At 70.6% G+C, this 17,607-nt stretch carries 17 protein-coding genes; 7 read left to right on the top strand and 10 right to left on the bottom strand.

All coding sequences use genetic code 11. From position 1 onward, the window contains the following. Positions 1-34: 34 nt before the first annotated feature. Both ACFYO0_RS34955 and ACFYO0_RS34950 read left to right on the top strand, forming a co-directional pair. The gene (locus ACFYO0_RS34955) at positions 35-1,174 is read left to right on the top strand and encodes an acyl-CoA dehydrogenase family protein (RefSeq protein ID WP_388684288.1); all 1,140 of its coding nucleotides are present in this window, start codon (positions 35-37) and stop codon (positions 1,172-1,174) included. After that, complete coding sequence (locus ACFYO0_RS34950; protein WP_388684285.1) at positions 1,171-2,193, top strand: TIGR03617 family F420-dependent LLM class oxidoreductase; 1,023 nt, start codon at positions 1,171-1,173, stop codon at positions 2,191-2,193. The genes ACFYO0_RS34955 and ACFYO0_RS34950 overlap by 4 nt, the downstream gene beginning before the upstream one ends. A gap of 32 nt (positions 2,194-2,225) precedes the next feature. Here the strand turns inward: ACFYO0_RS34950 and ACFYO0_RS34945 are convergent, their stop codons facing one another. The 10 genes from ACFYO0_RS34945 to ACFYO0_RS34900 all read right to left on the bottom strand — a co-directional run bounded on the left by ACFYO0_RS34945 (position 2,226) and on the right by ACFYO0_RS34900 (position 13,162). Further along, positions 2,226-3,011, bottom strand: coding sequence for a FadR/GntR family transcriptional regulator (locus tag ACFYO0_RS34945; RefSeq protein WP_388684283.1), 786 nt, complete (start codon positions 3,009-3,011; stop codon positions 2,226-2,228). 85 nt (positions 3,012-3,096) lie between these two features. Then, positions 3,097-3,693, bottom strand: a complete 597-nt coding sequence (locus ACFYO0_RS34940; protein WP_388684281.1) for an ATP/GTP-binding protein — start codon at positions 3,691-3,693, stop codon at positions 3,097-3,099. Continuing rightward, a complete protein-coding gene (locus ACFYO0_RS34935; RefSeq protein ID WP_386338428.1) occupies positions 3,674-4,045 on the bottom strand; it encodes a DUF742 domain-containing protein in 372 nt (123 codons plus the stop codon). The genes ACFYO0_RS34940 and ACFYO0_RS34935 overlap by 20 nt, the downstream gene beginning before the upstream one ends. 17 nt (positions 4,046-4,062) lie before the next feature. Further along, a complete protein-coding gene (locus ACFYO0_RS34930) occupies positions 4,063-4,497 on the bottom strand; it encodes a roadblock/LC7 domain-containing protein (RefSeq protein WP_388684279.1) in 435 nt (144 codons plus the stop codon). 2 nt (positions 4,498-4,499) lie between these two features. Next, entirely contained in the window at positions 4,500-7,091 is a 2,592-nt protein-coding gene (locus ACFYO0_RS34925; protein ID WP_388684276.1) for a nitrate- and nitrite sensing domain-containing protein, read from the bottom strand. Between the two features lie 127 nt (positions 7,092-7,218). Then, positions 7,219-7,626 carry a Zn-ribbon domain-containing OB-fold protein gene (locus ACFYO0_RS34920; protein ID WP_388684274.1) on the bottom strand — a complete coding sequence of 136 codons (408 nt, stop codon included), beginning with the start codon at positions 7,624-7,626 and terminating at the stop codon, positions 7,219-7,221. Continuing rightward, a complete protein-coding gene (locus ACFYO0_RS34915; RefSeq protein ID WP_388684272.1) occupies positions 7,623-8,837 on the bottom strand; it encodes a thiolase family protein in 1,215 nt (404 codons plus the stop codon). The genes ACFYO0_RS34920 and ACFYO0_RS34915 overlap by 4 nt, the downstream gene beginning before the upstream one ends. Then, entirely contained in the window at positions 8,794-10,377 is a 1,584-nt protein-coding gene (locus ACFYO0_RS34910) for an AMP-binding protein (RefSeq protein WP_388684270.1), read from the bottom strand. Before ACFYO0_RS34910 ends, ACFYO0_RS34915 begins: the two co-directional genes overlap by 44 nt. A 35-nt stretch (positions 10,378-10,412) precedes the next feature. Continuing rightward, positions 10,413-11,903 (bottom strand): aldehyde dehydrogenase family protein, encoded by a 1,491-nt coding sequence (locus ACFYO0_RS34905; RefSeq protein ID WP_388684267.1) that lies wholly within the window; start codon positions 11,901-11,903, stop codon positions 10,413-10,415. A 116-nt stretch (positions 11,904-12,019) separates the two neighbouring features. After that, entirely contained in the window at positions 12,020-13,162 is a 1,143-nt protein-coding gene (locus tag ACFYO0_RS34900; RefSeq protein WP_388684266.1) for an acyl-CoA dehydrogenase family protein, read from the bottom strand. Between the two features lie 129 nt (positions 13,163-13,291). On the opposite strand from ACFYO0_RS34900, the gene ACFYO0_RS34895 reads away from it, so the two are divergent. From ACFYO0_RS34895 to ACFYO0_RS34875, 5 genes are all read left to right on the top strand, one after another. Continuing rightward, positions 13,292-14,047 carry an SDR family NAD(P)-dependent oxidoreductase gene (locus ACFYO0_RS34895; RefSeq protein ID WP_388684263.1) on the top strand — a complete coding sequence of 252 codons (756 nt, stop codon included), beginning with the start codon at positions 13,292-13,294 and terminating at the stop codon, positions 14,045-14,047. An 11-nt stretch (positions 14,048-14,058) separates the two neighbouring features. Then, a complete protein-coding gene (locus ACFYO0_RS34890) occupies positions 14,059-14,838 on the top strand; it encodes an enoyl-CoA hydratase/isomerase family protein (protein ID WP_388684261.1) in 780 nt (259 codons plus the stop codon). Between the two features lie 104 nt (positions 14,839-14,942). Then, the gene (locus ACFYO0_RS34885) at positions 14,943-16,097 is read left to right on the top strand and encodes a CaiB/BaiF CoA transferase family protein (protein ID WP_388684259.1); all 1,155 of its coding nucleotides are present in this window, start codon (positions 14,943-14,945) and stop codon (positions 16,095-16,097) included. A gap of 61 nt (positions 16,098-16,158) precedes the next feature. Beyond that, on the top strand, positions 16,159-17,070 hold the full coding sequence (locus tag ACFYO0_RS34880; RefSeq protein WP_388684256.1) for an SDR family NAD(P)-dependent oxidoreductase: 912 nt from the start codon (positions 16,159-16,161) through the stop codon (positions 17,068-17,070). After that, entirely contained in the window at positions 17,067-17,597 is a 531-nt protein-coding gene (locus tag ACFYO0_RS34875; protein WP_388684254.1) for a DoxX family protein, read from the top strand. The genes ACFYO0_RS34880 and ACFYO0_RS34875 overlap by 4 nt, the downstream gene beginning before the upstream one ends. The last annotated feature ends 10 nt before the right edge of the window (positions 17,598-17,607 follow it).

Raw genomic sequence — 17,607 nt, 5'->3', positions numbered from 1 at the left:
GCCCGAGAGGAGTTCAGGAGAGGAGTACAGGGGAATGGACTTCGCGTTCAGCGACGAGCAGGAGGAACTGCGGCGCACGGTACGGGCGTTCCTCGCCGACACCTCGCCGAAGCCCGAGGTACGGCGCCTGATGGAGACCCCGGAGGGCTTCGACCGGGCGCTGTGGCGCCGGATGGGCACGGAACTCGGTCTGCAGGGGCTGGCCGTCCCAGAGGAGTACGGCGGCGCCGGGTGCGGACCGGTCGAAGTGGGCGCGGTCATGGAGGAGATGGGCCGCGCTCTGCTGTGCGCACCGTTCCTCGCCTCGGCGGTGCTGGCGACGACCACTCTGCTGCGCAGCGACGACGAGGAAGCCCGTAAGAAGCTGCTCCCGGGGCTGGCCTCCGGCGAGCTGGTCGCGACGTTGGCCCTGACCGAGGACTCCGCCCGCTGGGACGCCGAGGGAGTGCAGCTCACCGCCCGTGAATCCGCGGGAAGCTGGCTGCTGAACGGGCGTAAGACGTTCGTACTCGACGGCGCCTGTGCCGATGTCGTCCTGACGGTGGCCCGTACCGGCGACGACGGCATCGGCGTCTTCTGGGTGGAGGGCGACGCGAGCGGGCTGACCCGTGAGCCGTTGCCCACGATGGACCCGACCCGCCGGCAGGCGCGGCTCGACTACGACGACGTACCGGCGACCCGGCTGCGCACCCTCGGCGACGGCTGGGACCTGGTGGCTCAGGTGCTCGACCATGCCGCGGTGGCGCTGGCCGCCGAGCAGGTGGGGGTGGCCTCGCGAGCGCTGGAGACGGCGGTGGAGTACGCCAAGGTACGGCACCAGTTCGGGCGGCCCATCGGATCCTTCCAGGCCGTCAAGCACCTGCTGGCCGACGTCCTCCTCGAGGTGGAGTCCGCGCGTGCCGCCGCGCACTACGGGCTGCTCGCGGCCCAGAACGACGACCCGGAGCTGCCCGCGGCGGCAAGCCTGGCCAAGGCGTTCTGCTCCGACGCCTGTCTGCAGGCGACGGAGCAGAACATCCAGGTGCACGGAGGCATCGGCTTCACCTGGGAACACCCGGCCCACCTCTACCTGAAGCGGGCGAAGACCTCACAACTGCTGTTCGGCGATCCGGCCCACCACCGGGAACTGCTCGTACAGCGCATCGGTATGGAAGCAGTCGGAGGAACGACATGAAGGTCGACGGCAAGCTCAATGTGTGGGGCACCGCAGCGGTGGTCGAGGAGGCCCGGCACCACGAGAAGGCGGGCTACGACGGTCTTTGGGCCTCGGAATCCAAGCATGATCCCTTCCTGCCGCTGCTGCTCGCGGCCGAGCACACCGACCGCCTCGAGGTCGGTACGGCCATCGCGGTGGCCTTCGCCCGCTCCCCCATGCAGCTCGCGTACACAGCGCACGACCTGCAGACCTACTCCGGCGGACGCTTCTCGCTCGGCCTCGGCAGCCAGATCAAACCGCACATCGAGCGGCGGTTCGCCATGCCATGGAGCCGGCCCGCCGCTCGTATGCGGGAGTACGTGAGCGCGCTGCGCGCCATCTGGGCCGCCTGGAACGAGGGGGAAAAGCTCGACTTCCGCGGCGACTTCTACACGCACACGCTCATGTCCCCCTTCTTCTCTCCCCCACCTGCCCCCGGCGGCGCGCCGAAGGTCTTCGTGGCCGCCGTCGGGGAGGCGATGACCCGGGTGGCGGGCGAGGTGGCGGACGGCCTGCTCGCGCACGGCTTCACCACCGAGCGGTATCTCCGGGAGGTCACCCTGCCGACCGTCGAGACCGGGCTCGCGGGCTCCGGCCGCACGCGCGCCGACTTCTCCGTGTCCCATCTGCTGCTGACCGCGACCGGCCGGACCGAGGAGGAGATGGCCCGCGCGGTGGACGGCACCCGGCGCCAGATCGCCTTCTACGGCAGCACTCCCGCCTACCGCGGCGTCCTGGAGCTGCACGGCTGGGGCGAACTCGGCGACGAGCTCAACGCGTTGTCGAAGTCCGCCCGCGAGGACAAGTGGGAGGCGATGGGCCGGCTCGTCGACGACGACGTGCTGAACGCCTTCGCGGTGGTGGCGGAGCCGGAGCGGGTGGCGGCGGAGATCAGCCGCCGGTACGGGTCGCTGGTCGACCGGGTGTCCTTCTACACCGCGTACGAGATCGCTGCCGAGGTGTGGGAGCCCGTCGTCCAGGAGCTGCACGGCAGTTGACCACGGCAGTTGGTGACGGCAGTTGGTGACGGTCAGCCGAGCAGGTCCAGGACGGTCGTCATGGACCTGTTCTGCAGCAGATAGTCCTCGGCCTCCTGGAGGTGGAGCCGCCACAGCTCCTCGGCGGCCTCACCCCGGCGGGCGGCCACCAGGTCGACCAGCGCGACATGGGCGCGGAAGCCCCTGCGGTTGGCCCGCACGTTCTCGGGGCTGCCCGCGTCGAGGTCGACGTGGGACCAGTTCGCCTGGTCGATGATGTGCCGGACCATGCCGTTGAGAACGGTGAGCGTCTGGTTGCCCGCCAGTTCGACGACCAGGGCGTGGAACTCCATGTGGGCGCGGATGAAGGCCGACGGGTCGTCCATGAGCCGCTCGGCCTCGGCGACGGCGGCCCGCAGCCGCTCCAGTTCCTCGTCCGTGCGCCGCTCGGCCAGCAGGCCCGCGCACGGCGCCTCGATGACGGTACGCGCGTCGTAGACGTCCTTGAGGGTCGTGCCCCGGTACTCGAGGACCACCCCGGCGTAACGGGCGGCCACCGTGCCTTCCGGGACCTGCACCCGCGCTCCGCCGCGGGCGCCCCGGCGCACGCTGATCAGCGACTCCGACTCCAGCACCCGGAACGCCTCGCGCAGGGTCGGCCGGGATACGGCGAACTCCTCCATGAGCGCCGTCTCGGACGGCAGCGCCTCGCCCTCCGTCAGTTCGCCGCGCACGATCATCCGGCGCAACCGTGCCGCCACCAGCTCGGCCATCTTGGGCACGCGTACCTGGGCGCCGCCGAGCCCGCCACCGCCCCTTCTCCCCGTCGCACTCGTCACAGGGCCCACCTCCGTCCGACCCGCGGGCGCGGAACACAGCCGAACCCCTGGGTGGACTCACTGTACAACTAGATAACTCTTTTAACTAGGTCATCGAGTTTGTCACAATGAGGTGCTCGGCCAGGGACAGAAGCAGGGCGCGGCCGACCGACCGCTCGCGCATGTCCCCCATCAGCAACGGGACTTCGGGGTCGAGGTCCAGCGCCTCACGGACCTCGTGCTCGTCCCGGTCCCTGCGGCCGTAGAAGCAGTTGACGCCTACCACAAAGGGGATGCGGCGGCTCTCGAAGAAGTCGATCGACGCGAAGCTGGTCTCCAGTCGTCGGGTGTCGGCGAGGACGACCGCGCCGAGGGCGCCCTGCACGAGATCGTTCCACATGAACCAGAAGCGCTCCTGGCCTGGCGTCCCGAAGAGGTAGATCACCAGCTGGGGGTTCACCATGATGCGGCCGAAATCCATGGCCACCGTGGTGGTGGACTTCCGCTCGACGCCTTCGACGTCGTCGACGCCCACGCTCGCGACCGTGAGGTACTCCTCCGTACGCAGGGGCGCCACCTCGCTCACTGCCCCGACGAGGGTCGTCTTGCCCACGCCGAAGCCGCCGGCCACGAGGATCTTGACCGCTGCGGGGGCCGTGCCGACAGCGGTGCGTTGGATGAGGTCAAAGTCTGCGGAGGCCATCCCTCACCGCCCGAAGTAGGTTCATGTCCATCGTGCTTCCTGCCGCGACAGCGAGCGGCGGACGGGTGGTCGCCCTGCCCAGGGCGACCAGGTCGTCTATCAGGATTTTCGCGACCGAAATGGGCAGGTCCAGCCCGGCGGCGATCTCGGCCACCGCCGCGGGCGCGCGGCACTGCCGGAGGATTGCGCGGTGCTCGGGTTGCAGGCCGCGGGAGGCGGCTCGCCCCGGGGGCTCCGGTTCGACGGTCGTGACGAGGGTGATCAGGGTGAGGTCGTCACGTGCCGGCGCGGTCCGGCCCTGGGTGATCGTATAAGGCCGTACGGACTGCGCGTCCGCGTCGTCCGGCTCCATGCTGTCCGCCCAGTGGTTCACTCACGTACACCGCCCTCGACGGCGGGCGCCGCGACGCGGGCCTCGCTTCCCAGGCGCTGGCCCACCTGCTGCATGAGCGTGTGCATGGCCACCGCCATCAGTTCGGCGTCCACTTCCTGGGACGCCACGACGGCCAGATGCGTGCCCCGGCCCGCGGCGGTGATGAACAACCACAGGTCGGCCAGCTCGACGATCACCTGGTGCACGGGACCGCCGTTGAACAGCGCGCCGACGCCGCGGGCCAGACTCTGCTGGCCCGTGGCCACGGCGGCGAGGCGCTCGGCGTCGCCGCGGGCGATGGTGCTGGACTGGCTCACCACCAGACCGTCGTCGGACAACACGATGGCGTGCCGGGTGCCCGGGACCTGTTCGACCAGACCGTCCAGCAGCCAGTCGAGATCCTGATGAGTGGCGGTCGTTCGCAGTGTCATGGTCAGTCTTCCGTCGGGATGCTTCTACGGGGCGGCACGACGCCGGCGGAGCCGTGGTCTGCCGTGGTGCTCGTACTCCTGACCAGCCGGGACTGGCGTTGGAAGGCGCCGATCGTGGCGCCGGAGCGGGCCGGGGTGGGCCGTGATGGCGTCGTTCGCTCGTCGTCCGGGCGTGCGTGCACGGCCGTGTCCGGATTACGCAGCTCGTCGACGAGGCTCGCCTGCCGTACCCGCTTGGGCAGCGGCTTCACGACGACCGGCGCGGCGCTCGTGGGCAGTGCCGCGACGAGGCCCGACCCGAGGTTCCCAGGCGGCTGGCCGAGCGTCTCGCGCCCGGCTTTCGCGTAAGGTGCGTCGGCCGTCTCCGGCATGGCGCTCATGTACGGTGCGACGGCCGTCTCCGGCCCGGCGTCCGCGCCTCGCCCGCCGACCACCTGCGGCACGCCGTAGGGGCGCGGCCCGAACCACTCCGCGCCCAGCGGGTCGTCGGTCCCGGGCGGGCCGCCGACGGGGACCGGGTGGCCGGCGCCCGGGTCGGCCTCGTGCCCGGTGTCGGGTCCGGCGTGCGTGGCGGCATCCGGCGCCGGCGGCCAGGAAGCGACGGCCTCCTCCGGCCCCGTCTCCGAATGTTCGGAGGCTGCGACGACCTGTTCGGCGGCCGCGACGACGACAAGCTCGTTGGGGATGAGCACGACCACGCGGGTCCCGCCGAACGCGGAGGGGCGCAACTCCACATGGACGCCGAGTCCCTGTGCCAGCCGGGCGACGACGTACAGCCCGAGCCGGACATCGTCGGCCCGTGACATCACGTCCATGCGGGGCGGATCGGCCATCAGCCGGTTGATCGCCTCGTACTGATCGTCGTCCATGCCCACACCGCGGTCCTCGATCTCCACCGCGAGCCCGCGCCCCACCCGGGCGGCGTACACCTCCACCGGGGTGGGCGGCCTGGAGAACCCCACCGCGTTCTCCATGAGTTCGGCCAGGATGTGGATCACCAGGCCGACCGCGCGCTCGGACAGCCAGAGGCGGCCCTCCACTTCGATCTGGATCCGCCGGTAGTCCTGTACCTCGCTCTGGGCGGAGCGGAGCACGTCCAGCAACAGCACCGGCTTGCGCCAGCGGCGCTGGGGCTGGCCGCCGCCCAGGATCACCAGGTTCTCCTCGTAGCGGCGCAGCCGGGCGGTCAGATGGTCGAGGTCGAACAGGTCCTCCAGGACCTCCGGGTCCTCGTGCTTGCGCTCCAGTTCGCTGAGTTTCTTCATCTGCAGGCCGATGAGGAGCTGGGTGCGCCGGGCGATGCGCTGGAGCAGTTTCTCGAAACCGTGGAACTGGCCGACCTGGGCCACCGTGGTGTCGAGGGCGGTGTGACGCGCAAGGTTGAGCGCTTGGCCGAGCTGGCCGAGTTCGTCGCCGCCGTGCCGGATCGCCGGGAGTTCGGCGTCCGGGTCGACGGACTCTCCCCTGCGCATGCGCTCCACCACGTCCGGCAGCCGGGTCTGCAGGTCCAGGGCGGCCGTGCGCAGCGCGCGGATCCGGCGGCGCAGCATGCGGGTGAACAGCACGGTGACCCACGCGACGAGGACCACGGCCACCGCGTTCGTCACGCTGGTGACGATCAGCCGGTTCTCCATCGCCTGAAGCTTGTCGTCGGTGGCGGCCGTCAGGGTCTTGGAGTAGGCGGCGTTGCGCTCCTGGAGTCCGGCGGTGACCTGTTGAACGCTGGAACGCCAGGTCTTGCCGAGTGCGGTGGAGAACTTGTCGGTGCCGGTACCGCCGAGCACGGCCTGTTCGACGCCGGTCTTCTCCTTCCACGCGCTTCCCGCCATCAGCTTGCGGAAGGCGGCCGCCTCGTCGTCCGGGAGCAGCGGCACGACCTTGTTGTCGTAGATGAGCCGCTGGGAGCCGATCCAGCCGGCCAGCTGCGCGCGGTCGCCGGCGGAGAGCCGGCCGGTGACCGAGGCGCGGGTGAGGAGCGCGTCCTCACGCGAGATCATCTCCACGCCCCAGTTCTCGTCGATGGCCGGCCGTGCGAGATGGTCGATGCCGGGCAGACCCACGTTGCTCAGCGTGTTGAACACTTCCAGGTGCCGCGCGATCAGGCCCGTATAGCGGTCGAACGTCTGCTGCTGCGAGGCGCCCCGGGCGTCCACCGCTGTTCGGTAGCCGTCCAGTTTCAGCAGCTCGCTGCCCAACGCTGCGACGTCGCGGCGGATGTCGTCCGGAGCGTTCCAACCGCTGCCGGACAGTGCCTCGACGCCCTTGACTGCCGCGTCGGTTCGGGCGCGCCGTTCGCGCAGCTGCTTCTGGTACGCGGCGGGGTCCGCCAACGCCGCACCGCTGAGCCGGCGTTCCTCCTGAAGACTGAAGAAGGTGCCCATGACCGGGCGAGCGGCCTGAGTGGACACCTCGTTGCGTTCCACCTGCCGCCGCCAGTCAACGTAGAGCTGCGTGGAGCTGGTCGCCCACAGGGCTGTGAGGGTGACGATGGGCACCAGCGCCAGGATGAGCAGGACCGTGCGCAGCGACGGCTGCCGCCCGCCTTCCGGCTCCGGTTGGCCCTGTTTCTTCGACGCACGCGCATGCACTGCCACTGAGGTCCCCAGCGATGCTCCATGGGCGAGCCGCTCCGACGGGGCCCGCGCGATGCGGAGATGCTAGCGCCTAATACCGCTAACTAAATACACTCAGAGCAATTGGTGCTTTACATTTAGCGAGCTGTTATCCCGCCGGGTTCTCCGGCACGAAGTAGGGCAGCGTGATCCGGTTGGTGAAGGGCCGGAAGTCCACGCGCACGCGCAGGCCGATGACGACGTCGTCCGGATCGGCCGCGTCGACGTGGGTCAGCAACGTGCCCCCGTCGTCGAGGTCGACGACGGCCAGTGCGAAGGGTGAGTCGAAGCCGGGGCCGGGTGCGCGATGCACCACGGTCACCGAGTAGACGGCCCCCCGGCCCGCACTCGCCTCGTACCGCCAGTCGCCGGACATGCAGCCCGGGCACGCCGGTTCGGGAACGAAGAAGCGCAGGCCGCAGGCGGGGCAGTGCGGGATGACGAGTTCACCGCGCCGGGCCGCTTCCCAGAACGGCTCCGAGAGCGGGGTGGGTTGGGGCACAGGCCTGCCGGTCATCGGATCCTCCCCAGCACGCTCATCTCGTAGTGCTGCGCACCCGACCCGGCATTGCCGACGACTGCGAGTTCGGCGTCCGCGATCTGGTGCACTGAGGTGCCGCGCAACTGCCGTACGGCCTCGACGACTTTGAGCGTCATCTGCTGCGTGCCGTTCCAGGCGTACGACAGACAGCCGCCGTCCGGGTTGACGGGATGCTTGCCGCCCACGGCGATGGAGCCGTCGGCGGCCAGCGGTCCGCCCTCTCCCTCGCCGCACAGCCCGAGGATCTCCAACTGCCGGATTATCTCGAAGGAGTTGGGGTCATAGAGGGAGAAAACGTCCACGTCGTGCGCGCCGATCCCCGCCATCGCGTACGCACGAGCCGCGGCGTCCCGTCCGAGCTGGCCGACCTCGCGGTGGAGCGCCGGATTGGCGTACGCGGCCTGGTGGTACTCCATCGCGCCGCCGAGCACCGCGATGGGCGGGTGGGGCAGGTCCCGGGCCCGTTCGGCGGTCGTCACCACGAGCGCGGCGCCGCCCTCGCCGACGATGCAGCAGTCGAGGAGATGGAAGGGGGTGGCGACCAAGCGGGAGGCGAGCACGTCGTCCGCGGTGTACGGGCCGCGCCCGTACATCATCGCCTCCGGGTTGGTGGTGCCGTTGTTGCGGATGGTGGCGGCGACCTCCGCGAGCTGGCGGGAGGTCGTGCCGTACTCGTGCATGTGCCGTGCCGCCACGAGCGCGAACTGGGCGACGACATAGCTGCCCCAGACGTCGGCGAACTCCAACGGCACCCCGGCCCCGACGGGACCCGCACCGCGCGAGACCAGTTTGCAGCCGCCGACCACGACGGTGTCCGCGTATCCCGCCTGTATCGCGGCGGCGGCCTTCAACAGCCCCCGGGAGCCCGCGTTGTCCAGCATCGAGTCGCTGGTCCAGCGCAGGTCGCGGCCGAGTGCCCGCGCCCAGGAGCTGCCCTCGCCGGGCACGCCGCCGGGCCCCGGCCAGTCGACCTGGGCGCCGTCGATGTCGGCGGGCGTGAGCCCGGCGTCCGCGATCGCGCCGCTCACCGCTTCGAGGGCGAGGTCCATGGCGTCGCGGTGCGGAAGGGACAGCGCCTGCTCGGTGGCGTGCACACCGACGACGACGGGCCGGCGTCCGTTCACCGGCTCACCGTTCACGGCCTCACCGTCCCGCGCCGAGCTGGTCGCCGCCGGGGTAGCCGCCACCGCCGAAACGCTCGTCGAGCGCCTCGTAGTCCTTGGCGAAGTCCTTGGTGCGCGGCAGCGCGTCGACGAACTCCACCGTCTTCGGCTTCTTGTACGAGGCGATACGCGCCCGGCAGTGCTCGACGACGTCCTCGGCCGTGACCGACTCGGCGTTCGCCTGGAGCACGACGACGGCCTTGACGTCCTGTGCCCAGCGCTCGTTGGGGACGCCGATCACGGCGGCCTCCTTGACGGCCGGGTGCGACTCGATGCAGTTCTCCACCTCGGCGGGGAAGATGTTCTCGGCCGCCGACTTGAGCATGCGGGTCGTCGTCCCGAGGAAGCTGATCGTGCCGTCCGTCTCGCGCCGCCCCAGGTCGGTGGTGTGCCACCAGCCGAAGCGGAAGCGCTGCTCGTTGATCTCCGGGCGGTTCCAGTAGCCGAGGTGGACGAGGTCGCCGCGGACGCAGATCTCACCGGCCTCGCCGACCTCGCACTCCTTGCCGATGCTGTCAAGGATGCGTACGGCGGTGAAGGGGCCTGGCCGTCCCGCGTTGCCGGCGCCCGAACCGCCGTAGGCGCCGGTCACGGCGAAGCCGGTCACCTCGGTCTGCCCGTAGCCGCGGCCTTCGCCGCCGCCGTTGCGCGTGAACCGGCTCCGGTCGGTGGGCACGGTGCCCTGCCACAGGGGGGCCGCGACGCTCGCCCGCAGGTGGGAAAGGTCGTGGCCCGCCTCTCGGTTCAGCGCGACCAGTTCGGCGATGGTCGGCGGCATCAGATACGCGTGTGTGCACTGCTCCTCTGCCAGCAACGGCAGCAGTTCCTCGGCGACCACACGGCGGACGACGACGTTCTTGCCGCCGTGGACGAAGGCCGGGACGCCCCAGAACTGGTAGTTGCCGATGTGGAACATGGGTCCGGCGCCGAGGAAGGCGGTCTCCTGCCCGATGTCCCCCATCCAGGCGGTGCTCGCGCCCATCGCGAGCAGGTTGCGGTGCGAGAGCATCGAGCCGGACTGCCGTCCGCTGATCGCCGCGGTGTAGATGACCAGGAGCGCGGAGTCGGGGTCGACGTCGGCGGCGGGGTCGTCGGGTGAGCCGGAGGCCAGGAACGACTCGTACGACTCCGGGCCCGCAGCGCCTTCCAGGTCGTGCCGCAGCCACAACGCCTGGTGGTCGCTGCCGAGTTCGGCGCGCGCCTTGCTGACCGTGTCGCCGATCTCCTCGTCCTGCCAGACGACGACACGGGGGTCGAAGTCCTCGACGGCGAACGCCATTTCGGGGGCGGCCCAGCGCCAGTAGCCGGGGCAGAGCATGGCCCCGACCTTCGCGGCGGCGCCCAGCAGCTCCCAGATGCGGAAGGAGTTCTGCCCCAGCCACAGGATCCGGTCGCCCGGCCTGACGCCCGCGTCCGCCAGGGCGTGGGCGAGCCGGTTGGTGCGCTCGTCCAGCTGCGGCCAGGTCAGCCGGACGTCGCCGTCGACGAGGGCGACGCCGTCGGGGTAGGACCGTCGGTGCTCACGGATGATGTCGCCGAACGTCAGGCGGCGGGCTGGATTCATGCTCTTCGGCTCCAGGAGGTGAGAGGTCGAGGTCGTCAGGCGCGGCTGATGCCGACGCCTTTGACGTTGATGAACTCGTCGAGCCCCGCCTTTCCGCCCTCCCGGCCGAAGCCGCTGATGCCGACACCGCCGAACGGTGTGGCGGGCGAGGTGATCGGGTTCGGGCCGGGGTTGACGTACACCGTCCCGGCCTTCAGGCGCGGCACCAGCCGGTTGACGCGCCCGATGTCACGAGACTGGATGTAGGCGGACAGCCCGTACTCGGTGTCATTGGCCAGAGCGACCGCCTCGTCCTCGGTGTCGAAGGGCGCGATGGCCAGGACGGGGCCGAAGATCTCCTGCTGGGCGAGGTCGCTGCGGTTGTCGACGTCGGCGAAGACGGTCGGGGTGACGAAGTACCCGTCGGACGCGATGCGTTCACCGCCGTGCACGAGCCGGCCGGTGCCGCCCTCGACGGCCTTGTCGATCACGCCCTGGACACGGTCGCGGGCGGCGGTGTTGACGAGCGGTCCGATGTACGTCGTCGGGTCGAGCGGGTCGCCGATGGGCAGGTGCGCCACGACCCCGGCCACCCGCTGGACGACCTCCTCATAGATCGGCCGCTCGACCAGCAGCCGCGTCGGCAGCGCACAGCCCTGACCCGTGTTGCTCATCGCGAAGGCCGCGCAGTACGGCACGACGCTGTCGAGGTCTGTGTCGGCGAAGAGCAGGTTGGCGGACTTGCCGCCCAGCTCGAACACGACGGGCTTGAGGCTCTGGGCGGCTGTCGTCATGATGCGGCGCGCGGTGACGGGCCCGCCGGTGAAGGAGATCTTGTCGACTCCGGGGTGGGAGACCAGTGCCTCGCCCGCGTCACCGAGTCCGGTGACGACGTTGATGACGCCCTCGGGGATGCCCGCCTCGCGGGCCAGGTCGGCGAAGAGCAGTGCGGAGAACGGCGTGGACTCGGCCGGCTTGATGACCACGGTGTTCCCGGCAGCGAGCGACGGCGGGACCTTCATCGCCAGGGACAGCGCGGGCGAGTTCCAGGTGATGATGTGGCCGATGACGCCGTACGGCTCGGCGATGGTGTACTCGACGTTCTCGTGCGGGCTGTAGGCCGCCCCGACCATGCCCTCAATCTTGTCGGCCCAGCCGGCGTAGTACTCGGTCCACTCGGCGACGTGCGGCCCGACGTTCTCCGCCCAGCCGCCGATGCAGACGCCGTTCTCCAGCGGGCAGATCGCCGCGAAGTCGGGGATGTGGTCGCGGAGCAGCTGGGCGAAGCGGGTGAGCAGCCGGCGGCGCTCGGCGGGGCGCATGGTGCCCCACGCCTCGAAGGCCTGCCGCGCGGCGGCCACGGCCCGGTCCACCTCGGCTGGGCCCGCGAGCGGGATCTGCGCCTGGACCAGACCGGTCGCCGGGTTGCGGTGCTCGTAGAGCCCGCCGCTCGCGTCGGTGATGTCCTTACCGCCGATGACCAGCCGTGGCTGCGGCAGGTCATGCTCGGCTCTTTCCTGGTGCAGCTTCACATCGACCGTGACCACGGATGCCTCCTCGAACCCGGCCCCACATATCGATTAAATAGCTAACCTATTTATCGAAGGCAGTCAATGATTCGGGTGCATTCGGCACCCCACGGGTGCTCGCCGCACGGCCACGGCTACAGCCCCAGCGACCGCCCGACGATCTCCTGCATGATCTCCGAGGTCCCGCCGAAGACCCGCTGCACCCGGCTGTCCCGCCAGATGCGCGCGATCTCGTACTCGTTGACATAGCCATAGCCGCCGTAAAGCTGCATGCAGCGATCGATGGCCTCCCAGCAGGTCTCCGTGGTCCAGTACTTGGCTGCGGCGGCCTCCTCGGCGGTCAGCTCGCCCTGGAAGAGGGCCATGATGCAGCCGTCGAGGTAGACCCGGGCGACACCGAGCCTGGCCTTGATGTCGGCGAGGGCGAACCGGTTGGCCTGGAACTGGCCGATCGGCCGGCCGAAGGCGGTGCGGTCCTTGGCGTAGTCCAGCGCGAGCGCGAAGGCCCGTTCGGCCGACGCCAGCGAGGAGACGGCGATGGCGATCCGTTCGGTCGGGAGGTTGCCCATCATGTGGTAGAAGCCGCGCCCCTCCTGCCCGATCAGATTCTCGGCGGGGACGCGGACCTCGCGGAAGAAGAGTTCGGCGGTGTCCTGGGCCTTCATCCCGACCTTGTCGAGCTTGCGGCCCCGCTCGAAGCCCTCGGTGCCGCGTTCGACGACGAGCAGGCTGATGCCCTTGTGCCCCGCTTCGGGGTCGGTCTTGCAGGCGACAATGACCAGGTCGGCGAGGATGCCGTTGGTGATGAAGGTCTTGGATCCGTCGATCACCCACTCGTCGCCGTCCCTGTGGGCGGTGGTGCGGATGCCCTTGAGGTCGGATCCGGCGGCCGGCTCCGACAGCGCGAGCGCACAGATGATCTCGCCGCTGATCACTCCGGGGAGCCAGCGGGCCTTCTGTTCCGGGGTGGTCAGGTGCATCAGGTACGGCGGGATGACGTCGTTCTGCAACCCGAGTCCGATGCCGACCGAGCTGGTGGCGGCCATCTCCTCCGCCATGATGGCGTTGTAGCGGAAGTCCCAGATGCCCTGGCCGCCGTACTCCTCCGGGAACTGCCAGCCGATCAGCCCAGCCTTGCCCGCGGCCGCCCACGCCGCCCTGCTCACCTGGCCGTCGCGCTCCCACTGCTCGGCGTACGGGGCGCATTCGCGCAGGTAGAACGTGCGGGCGGTGTCCCGGAACAGTTCGTGTTCCGCGGTGAAGATCGTACGGCGCATGCTCGTCCCCAGTCCGTCGGCGGCTGTCGGTTCATCGTTCAGCGATCTCGCTCATTCAGCTGAAGTAGTTATATGATAGAGCTGAAATCCCGGACGGTCGACGGGGCGGTCTCGAGAACGGGAGGGCACGTGAGCGTACGGGACAGGGTGGCACTCGTCACCGGAGCGGGCCGCGGCATCGGCGAGGCGATCGCGGATGCACTGGCCTCGGCCGGAGCCTCGGTCGCCGTCTGCGACATGGACGCGGAGGCCGCCGGAAAGGTCGCGGCCCGGCTTGCGGAGCAGTATGCGGTGCGTGCGACGGGAGTCGGCGCGGACATATCCGACGGCGGGGCCGTGCGCGCCGCCGTGGAGCAGGTGACCGCCGAGCTCGGCCCGGTGGACGTCCTGGTCAACAACGCGGCCGTCGACGTCATCGGCCGCTTCGTCGACAGTACCGAGGAGACCTGGGACCGGATCATCGACGTCAATCTGCGCGGCACCATCACGATGACCCGGGCCGTCCTCGACTCGATGATCGAGCGCGGCGGCGGCCGCATCGTCCACATCGCCTCGGACGCCGGCCGGGTCGGCTCCTCCGGCGAGGTGGTGTACTCCGCGACGAAGGGCGGCGTCATCGCCTTCGGCAAGGCGCTGGCCCGCGAGGTCGCCCGGCACGGCATCACCGTCAACAGCGTGTGCCCGGGGCCTACCGACACCGCGCTGCTCGGCCAGGTCGCCGAGTACAGCCAGAAGATGTACGACGCGACCGTGCGGGCGATCCCGCTGCGCCGCGTCGCCCAGCCGGCGGAGATCGCCGGCGTGGTGGCCTTCCTCGCGTCCGACGACGCCGCCTACATGACCGGGCAGACGCTCTCGGTCAGCGGCGGCCTCACGATGGTCTGAGGTGATCGGACATGGGAAGCGTGCTGCGCGTCGAACTCCGCGACAGGATCGCCGTGTTGACCCTGGACCGGCCAGAGCGGCTGAATGCCGTCGGCACGGACACCGTCGAGCAACTGAAGCAGACGCTGGGGGACGTGCGCGGCGACGACGACGTACGGGCCCTGGTGCTGGCCGGAGCGGGCCGGGCCTTCTCGGCCGGTGCCGATCTCGGGGAGATCGAGTCGTTCACGAGGCCCGGTCAGTTCCGGGACTTCGTGGGGCGGCTGACGGAGGCGTACGCGCTCCTGGAGGACTTCCCCAAGCCCTCGGTGGCGGCCGTCCACGGCTTCGCCTTCGGCGGGGGCCTGGAGCTCGCACTGGCCTGCGATCTGCGGGTGGCTGAGCGCGGCGCCCGGCTCGGCCTGCCCGAGATGAAGCTCGGCGTCCTGCCGGGCGCGGGCGGTACGCAACGGCTGCCACGTCTGCTGCCGCCGGCGGTCGCCAAGCAGATGATCCTCACCGGCGAACCGATCGACGCGGAACGGGCCTGGCAGCTCGGGCTCGTCAACGAGCTCGCCGAGCCCGGCGATGCGCTCGCCGCCGCCGAGGCGCTGGCCGCCCGGTTGGCGGCCGGTGCCCCGCTGGCGCTCGCCGCGGGCAAGCGGCTGATCGACTACGGGCTCGGCATGGACCTGGAAGCGGCGATCGCGTACGAGCGTGAAACCGTCGCCGTGCTGTTCTGCACCGAGGACCGGGCCGAGGGGCTGAAGGCCTTCCGTGAGCGCCGCCCGGGAGAGTTCCGCGGCAGGTAGCGAGCGTCCCGAGCATCCCGTGATCCCGGGCGACCTTGCGACAGACGTACAGCGAGCGTCCCGGACAGATTCCGAACCCGAACGAACCGGCGTGGAGGTGGGCCGTGCGGCCACTTGAGGGCTATTCCGTCGTCGAGCTGGGCATGTGGGTGGCGGCACCGGCCGCGGCCACCATGCTCGCCGACTGGGGCGCGGACGTGGTGAAGGTGGAGGCGCCGACCGGCGACCCCAACCGGTACACGCTCAAGCACGTCGGCCAGGACATCGACAGCGAGCCGCCGTTCGAGTCCGACAACCGCGGCAAGCGCGGCATCGTCCTCGACCTGCGCTCCGAGGAGGGCAAGGACGTACTGGAACGGCTGCTGGAGCGCGCCGACGCGTTCGTCACCAATCTCCGTCCCGGCGCACTGGAGCGGCTGGGGCTGGCCCCGGACGAGCTGCGGGCCCGCCACCCGCGCCTGGTCGTCGGCACGCTGACGGGTTACGGCTGGGCGGGCGCCGAGCGCGACCGGGCCGGATACGACGTCTCCGCCTTCTGGGCCCGGCCCGGCATCGCCGCCATGCTCAACCCGGCGGGGGAGCCGCCGCCCGGCATCCGCCCCGGGCTCGGCGACCGCATGGCCGCGTCCAACCTGGTGGCGGGCGTGCTGGCCGCGTTGCTGCTGCGGGAGCGCACCGGCGAGGGCGGCGTGGTCGACGTATCGCTGCTGCGTTCCGGGACGTACGCCAACGGAACCGACCTCGCCCTGCAGAACTTCTTCGGCAAGCGCGGCCGTACGCGCCCGCGCACCGAGCACGAGTCCCCGCTCTACAACTCCTACCGGACCGCCGACGACCGCTGGTTCTGGCTGGTCGGTCTGGAGGGCAACCGGCACTGGCCCGGGATCCTCAAGGCGCTCGGCCGCGAGGACCTCGCGGAGGACGAGCGGTTCGCGACCGGCAAGGCCCGGCGCGGCCATGTACGCGAGCTCATTGCCACCTTCGACGAGGAGTTCGCGAAGCTGCCGCTGGCCGAGTGGGCGCAGCGCTTCGACGCCGAGGGTGTGTGGTGGGCGCCCGTGCAGACCCTGGCGGAGGTGGCGGCCGATCCGCAGGCGGAAGCCGTGGGGGCCTTCGTCGAACAGCCCGGCATGGGCGACGCGCCGCCGCTTCGGACGGTGGCGACGCCGGTCAGCTTCTGGGGCGTCGACGACAAGCCGCGCAGCGGCGCGCCGACGCTCGGCGAGCACACCGACGACGTACTCCGCGAACTCGGCTGACCCGGCCCACAGAACTCAACTGACCCGACAAACAAACCCATCAACAGATCAGGAGGCAGGCGTGGGCATCCTCGACGACAAGGTCGCCATCGTCACCGGTGGCGGCAGAGGGCTGGGCCGGGCGCACTGCCTGGCGCTCGCCGAAGCCGGTGCGACCGTGGTGGTGAACGATCTCGGCTCGGGCGTACACGGCGAGCGGACGGGCGATTCCCCCGCCGACGAAGTGGTCGCCGAAATCACCAAGCTCGGCGGCCGCGCGGTCGCCAACCATGCGTCGGTCACCGACTGGGCGGCCACCGAGGCGATGGTCGCGGACACGGTCGCGGAGTTCGGACGGCTCGACATCATCGTGAACAACGCGGGGATCGTACGCGACCGCATGCTCTTCTCGATGAGCGAGGCCGAGTTCGACTCCGTGATCGCCGTGCATCTGAAAGGGACCTTCGCTCTCACCCGGCACGCGTGCGCGTACTGGCGGGAGGCGTCGAAGCGGGGGGAGCGCGTCGCCGGCCGCGTGATCAACACGACGTCCGGGACGGGCCTGTTCGGCAACCAGGGCCAGTCCAACTACGGCGCCGCGAAGGCCGGGACGGCGGGGCTCACCGTACTGACCGCACTTGAAATGCGCCGATATGGCGTCACCGCGAACGCCATCTCGCCGATCGCGGCGACACGGATGACGGAGGGGCTGGAAGTCGGCGCCGCACTGCAGGCCGCCGAGGACTTCGACCCGCGCGATCCCGCCAACGCCTCCCCTGTCGTCGTCTACCTGGCTTCCGACGCCTCGGCATGGCTGACCGGCCAGGTGCTGCGCATCGAGGGCAACCGGCTGAACCGGCTGCAGGGCTGGACGGTCGCCGCTGTCCACCCCAGCGCGTCCGGCAAGGCACTCACGTACGAGGAACTCATCGAGGCGGTACCGCAGTTGTACGGTGTCGCCCCCGCGGGCCGGGCCACAGGGGTGGGTCAGTGACGGTGCACGGCCTCGACATCGCGGCGCTGCTGCTGCGCGCGACGCTCGGCCCGATGCTCTTCGCGCACGGCTGGAACAAGGTCGCAGGACCGGGCGGGCTGAAGGGCACCACGGGCTGGTTCGAAGCACTCGGGCTCAGGCCCGCCGCGGTGCACGCCCGGATGGCGGCGGGCACCGAGCTGGCCGCGGGCGTAGGCCTCGCGCTGGGCGTCGCGGGCCCGCTCCCCGCGGCCGCGACCGTCGGCCTGATGGCCGTGGCGGCCCTGACCGACCATCGCGGCAAGGGCTTCTTCGTCTTCAAGGGCGGCTGGGAGTACGTCGGTGTCGTGGGCGGTGCGGCGGTGGCGCTGGCCGCGCTGGGCAATGGCAGGTACTCGGTCGACGGGCTGCTGGGCTGGGAATGGACGGGCGGCGGACCCGCGCTGCTGGCAGCCGGGCTGGGTGCGGGGAGCGCGGTCGCGTTGCTGGCGGCGTGCTACCGGCCGGCGGAGAAGCCGGACGAGATCCCGGACGAGATCAGTGACTGACAGAAACTTG

This window comes from Streptomyces sp. NPDC006365 (assembly GCF_042870755.1).
GTDB lineage: Bacteria > Actinomycetota > Actinomycetes > Streptomycetales > Streptomycetaceae > Streptomyces > Streptomyces xiangluensis.
Note: the sequence above shows the minus strand (reverse complement) of the source record. Positions and strands in the feature narration are given on the sequence as shown.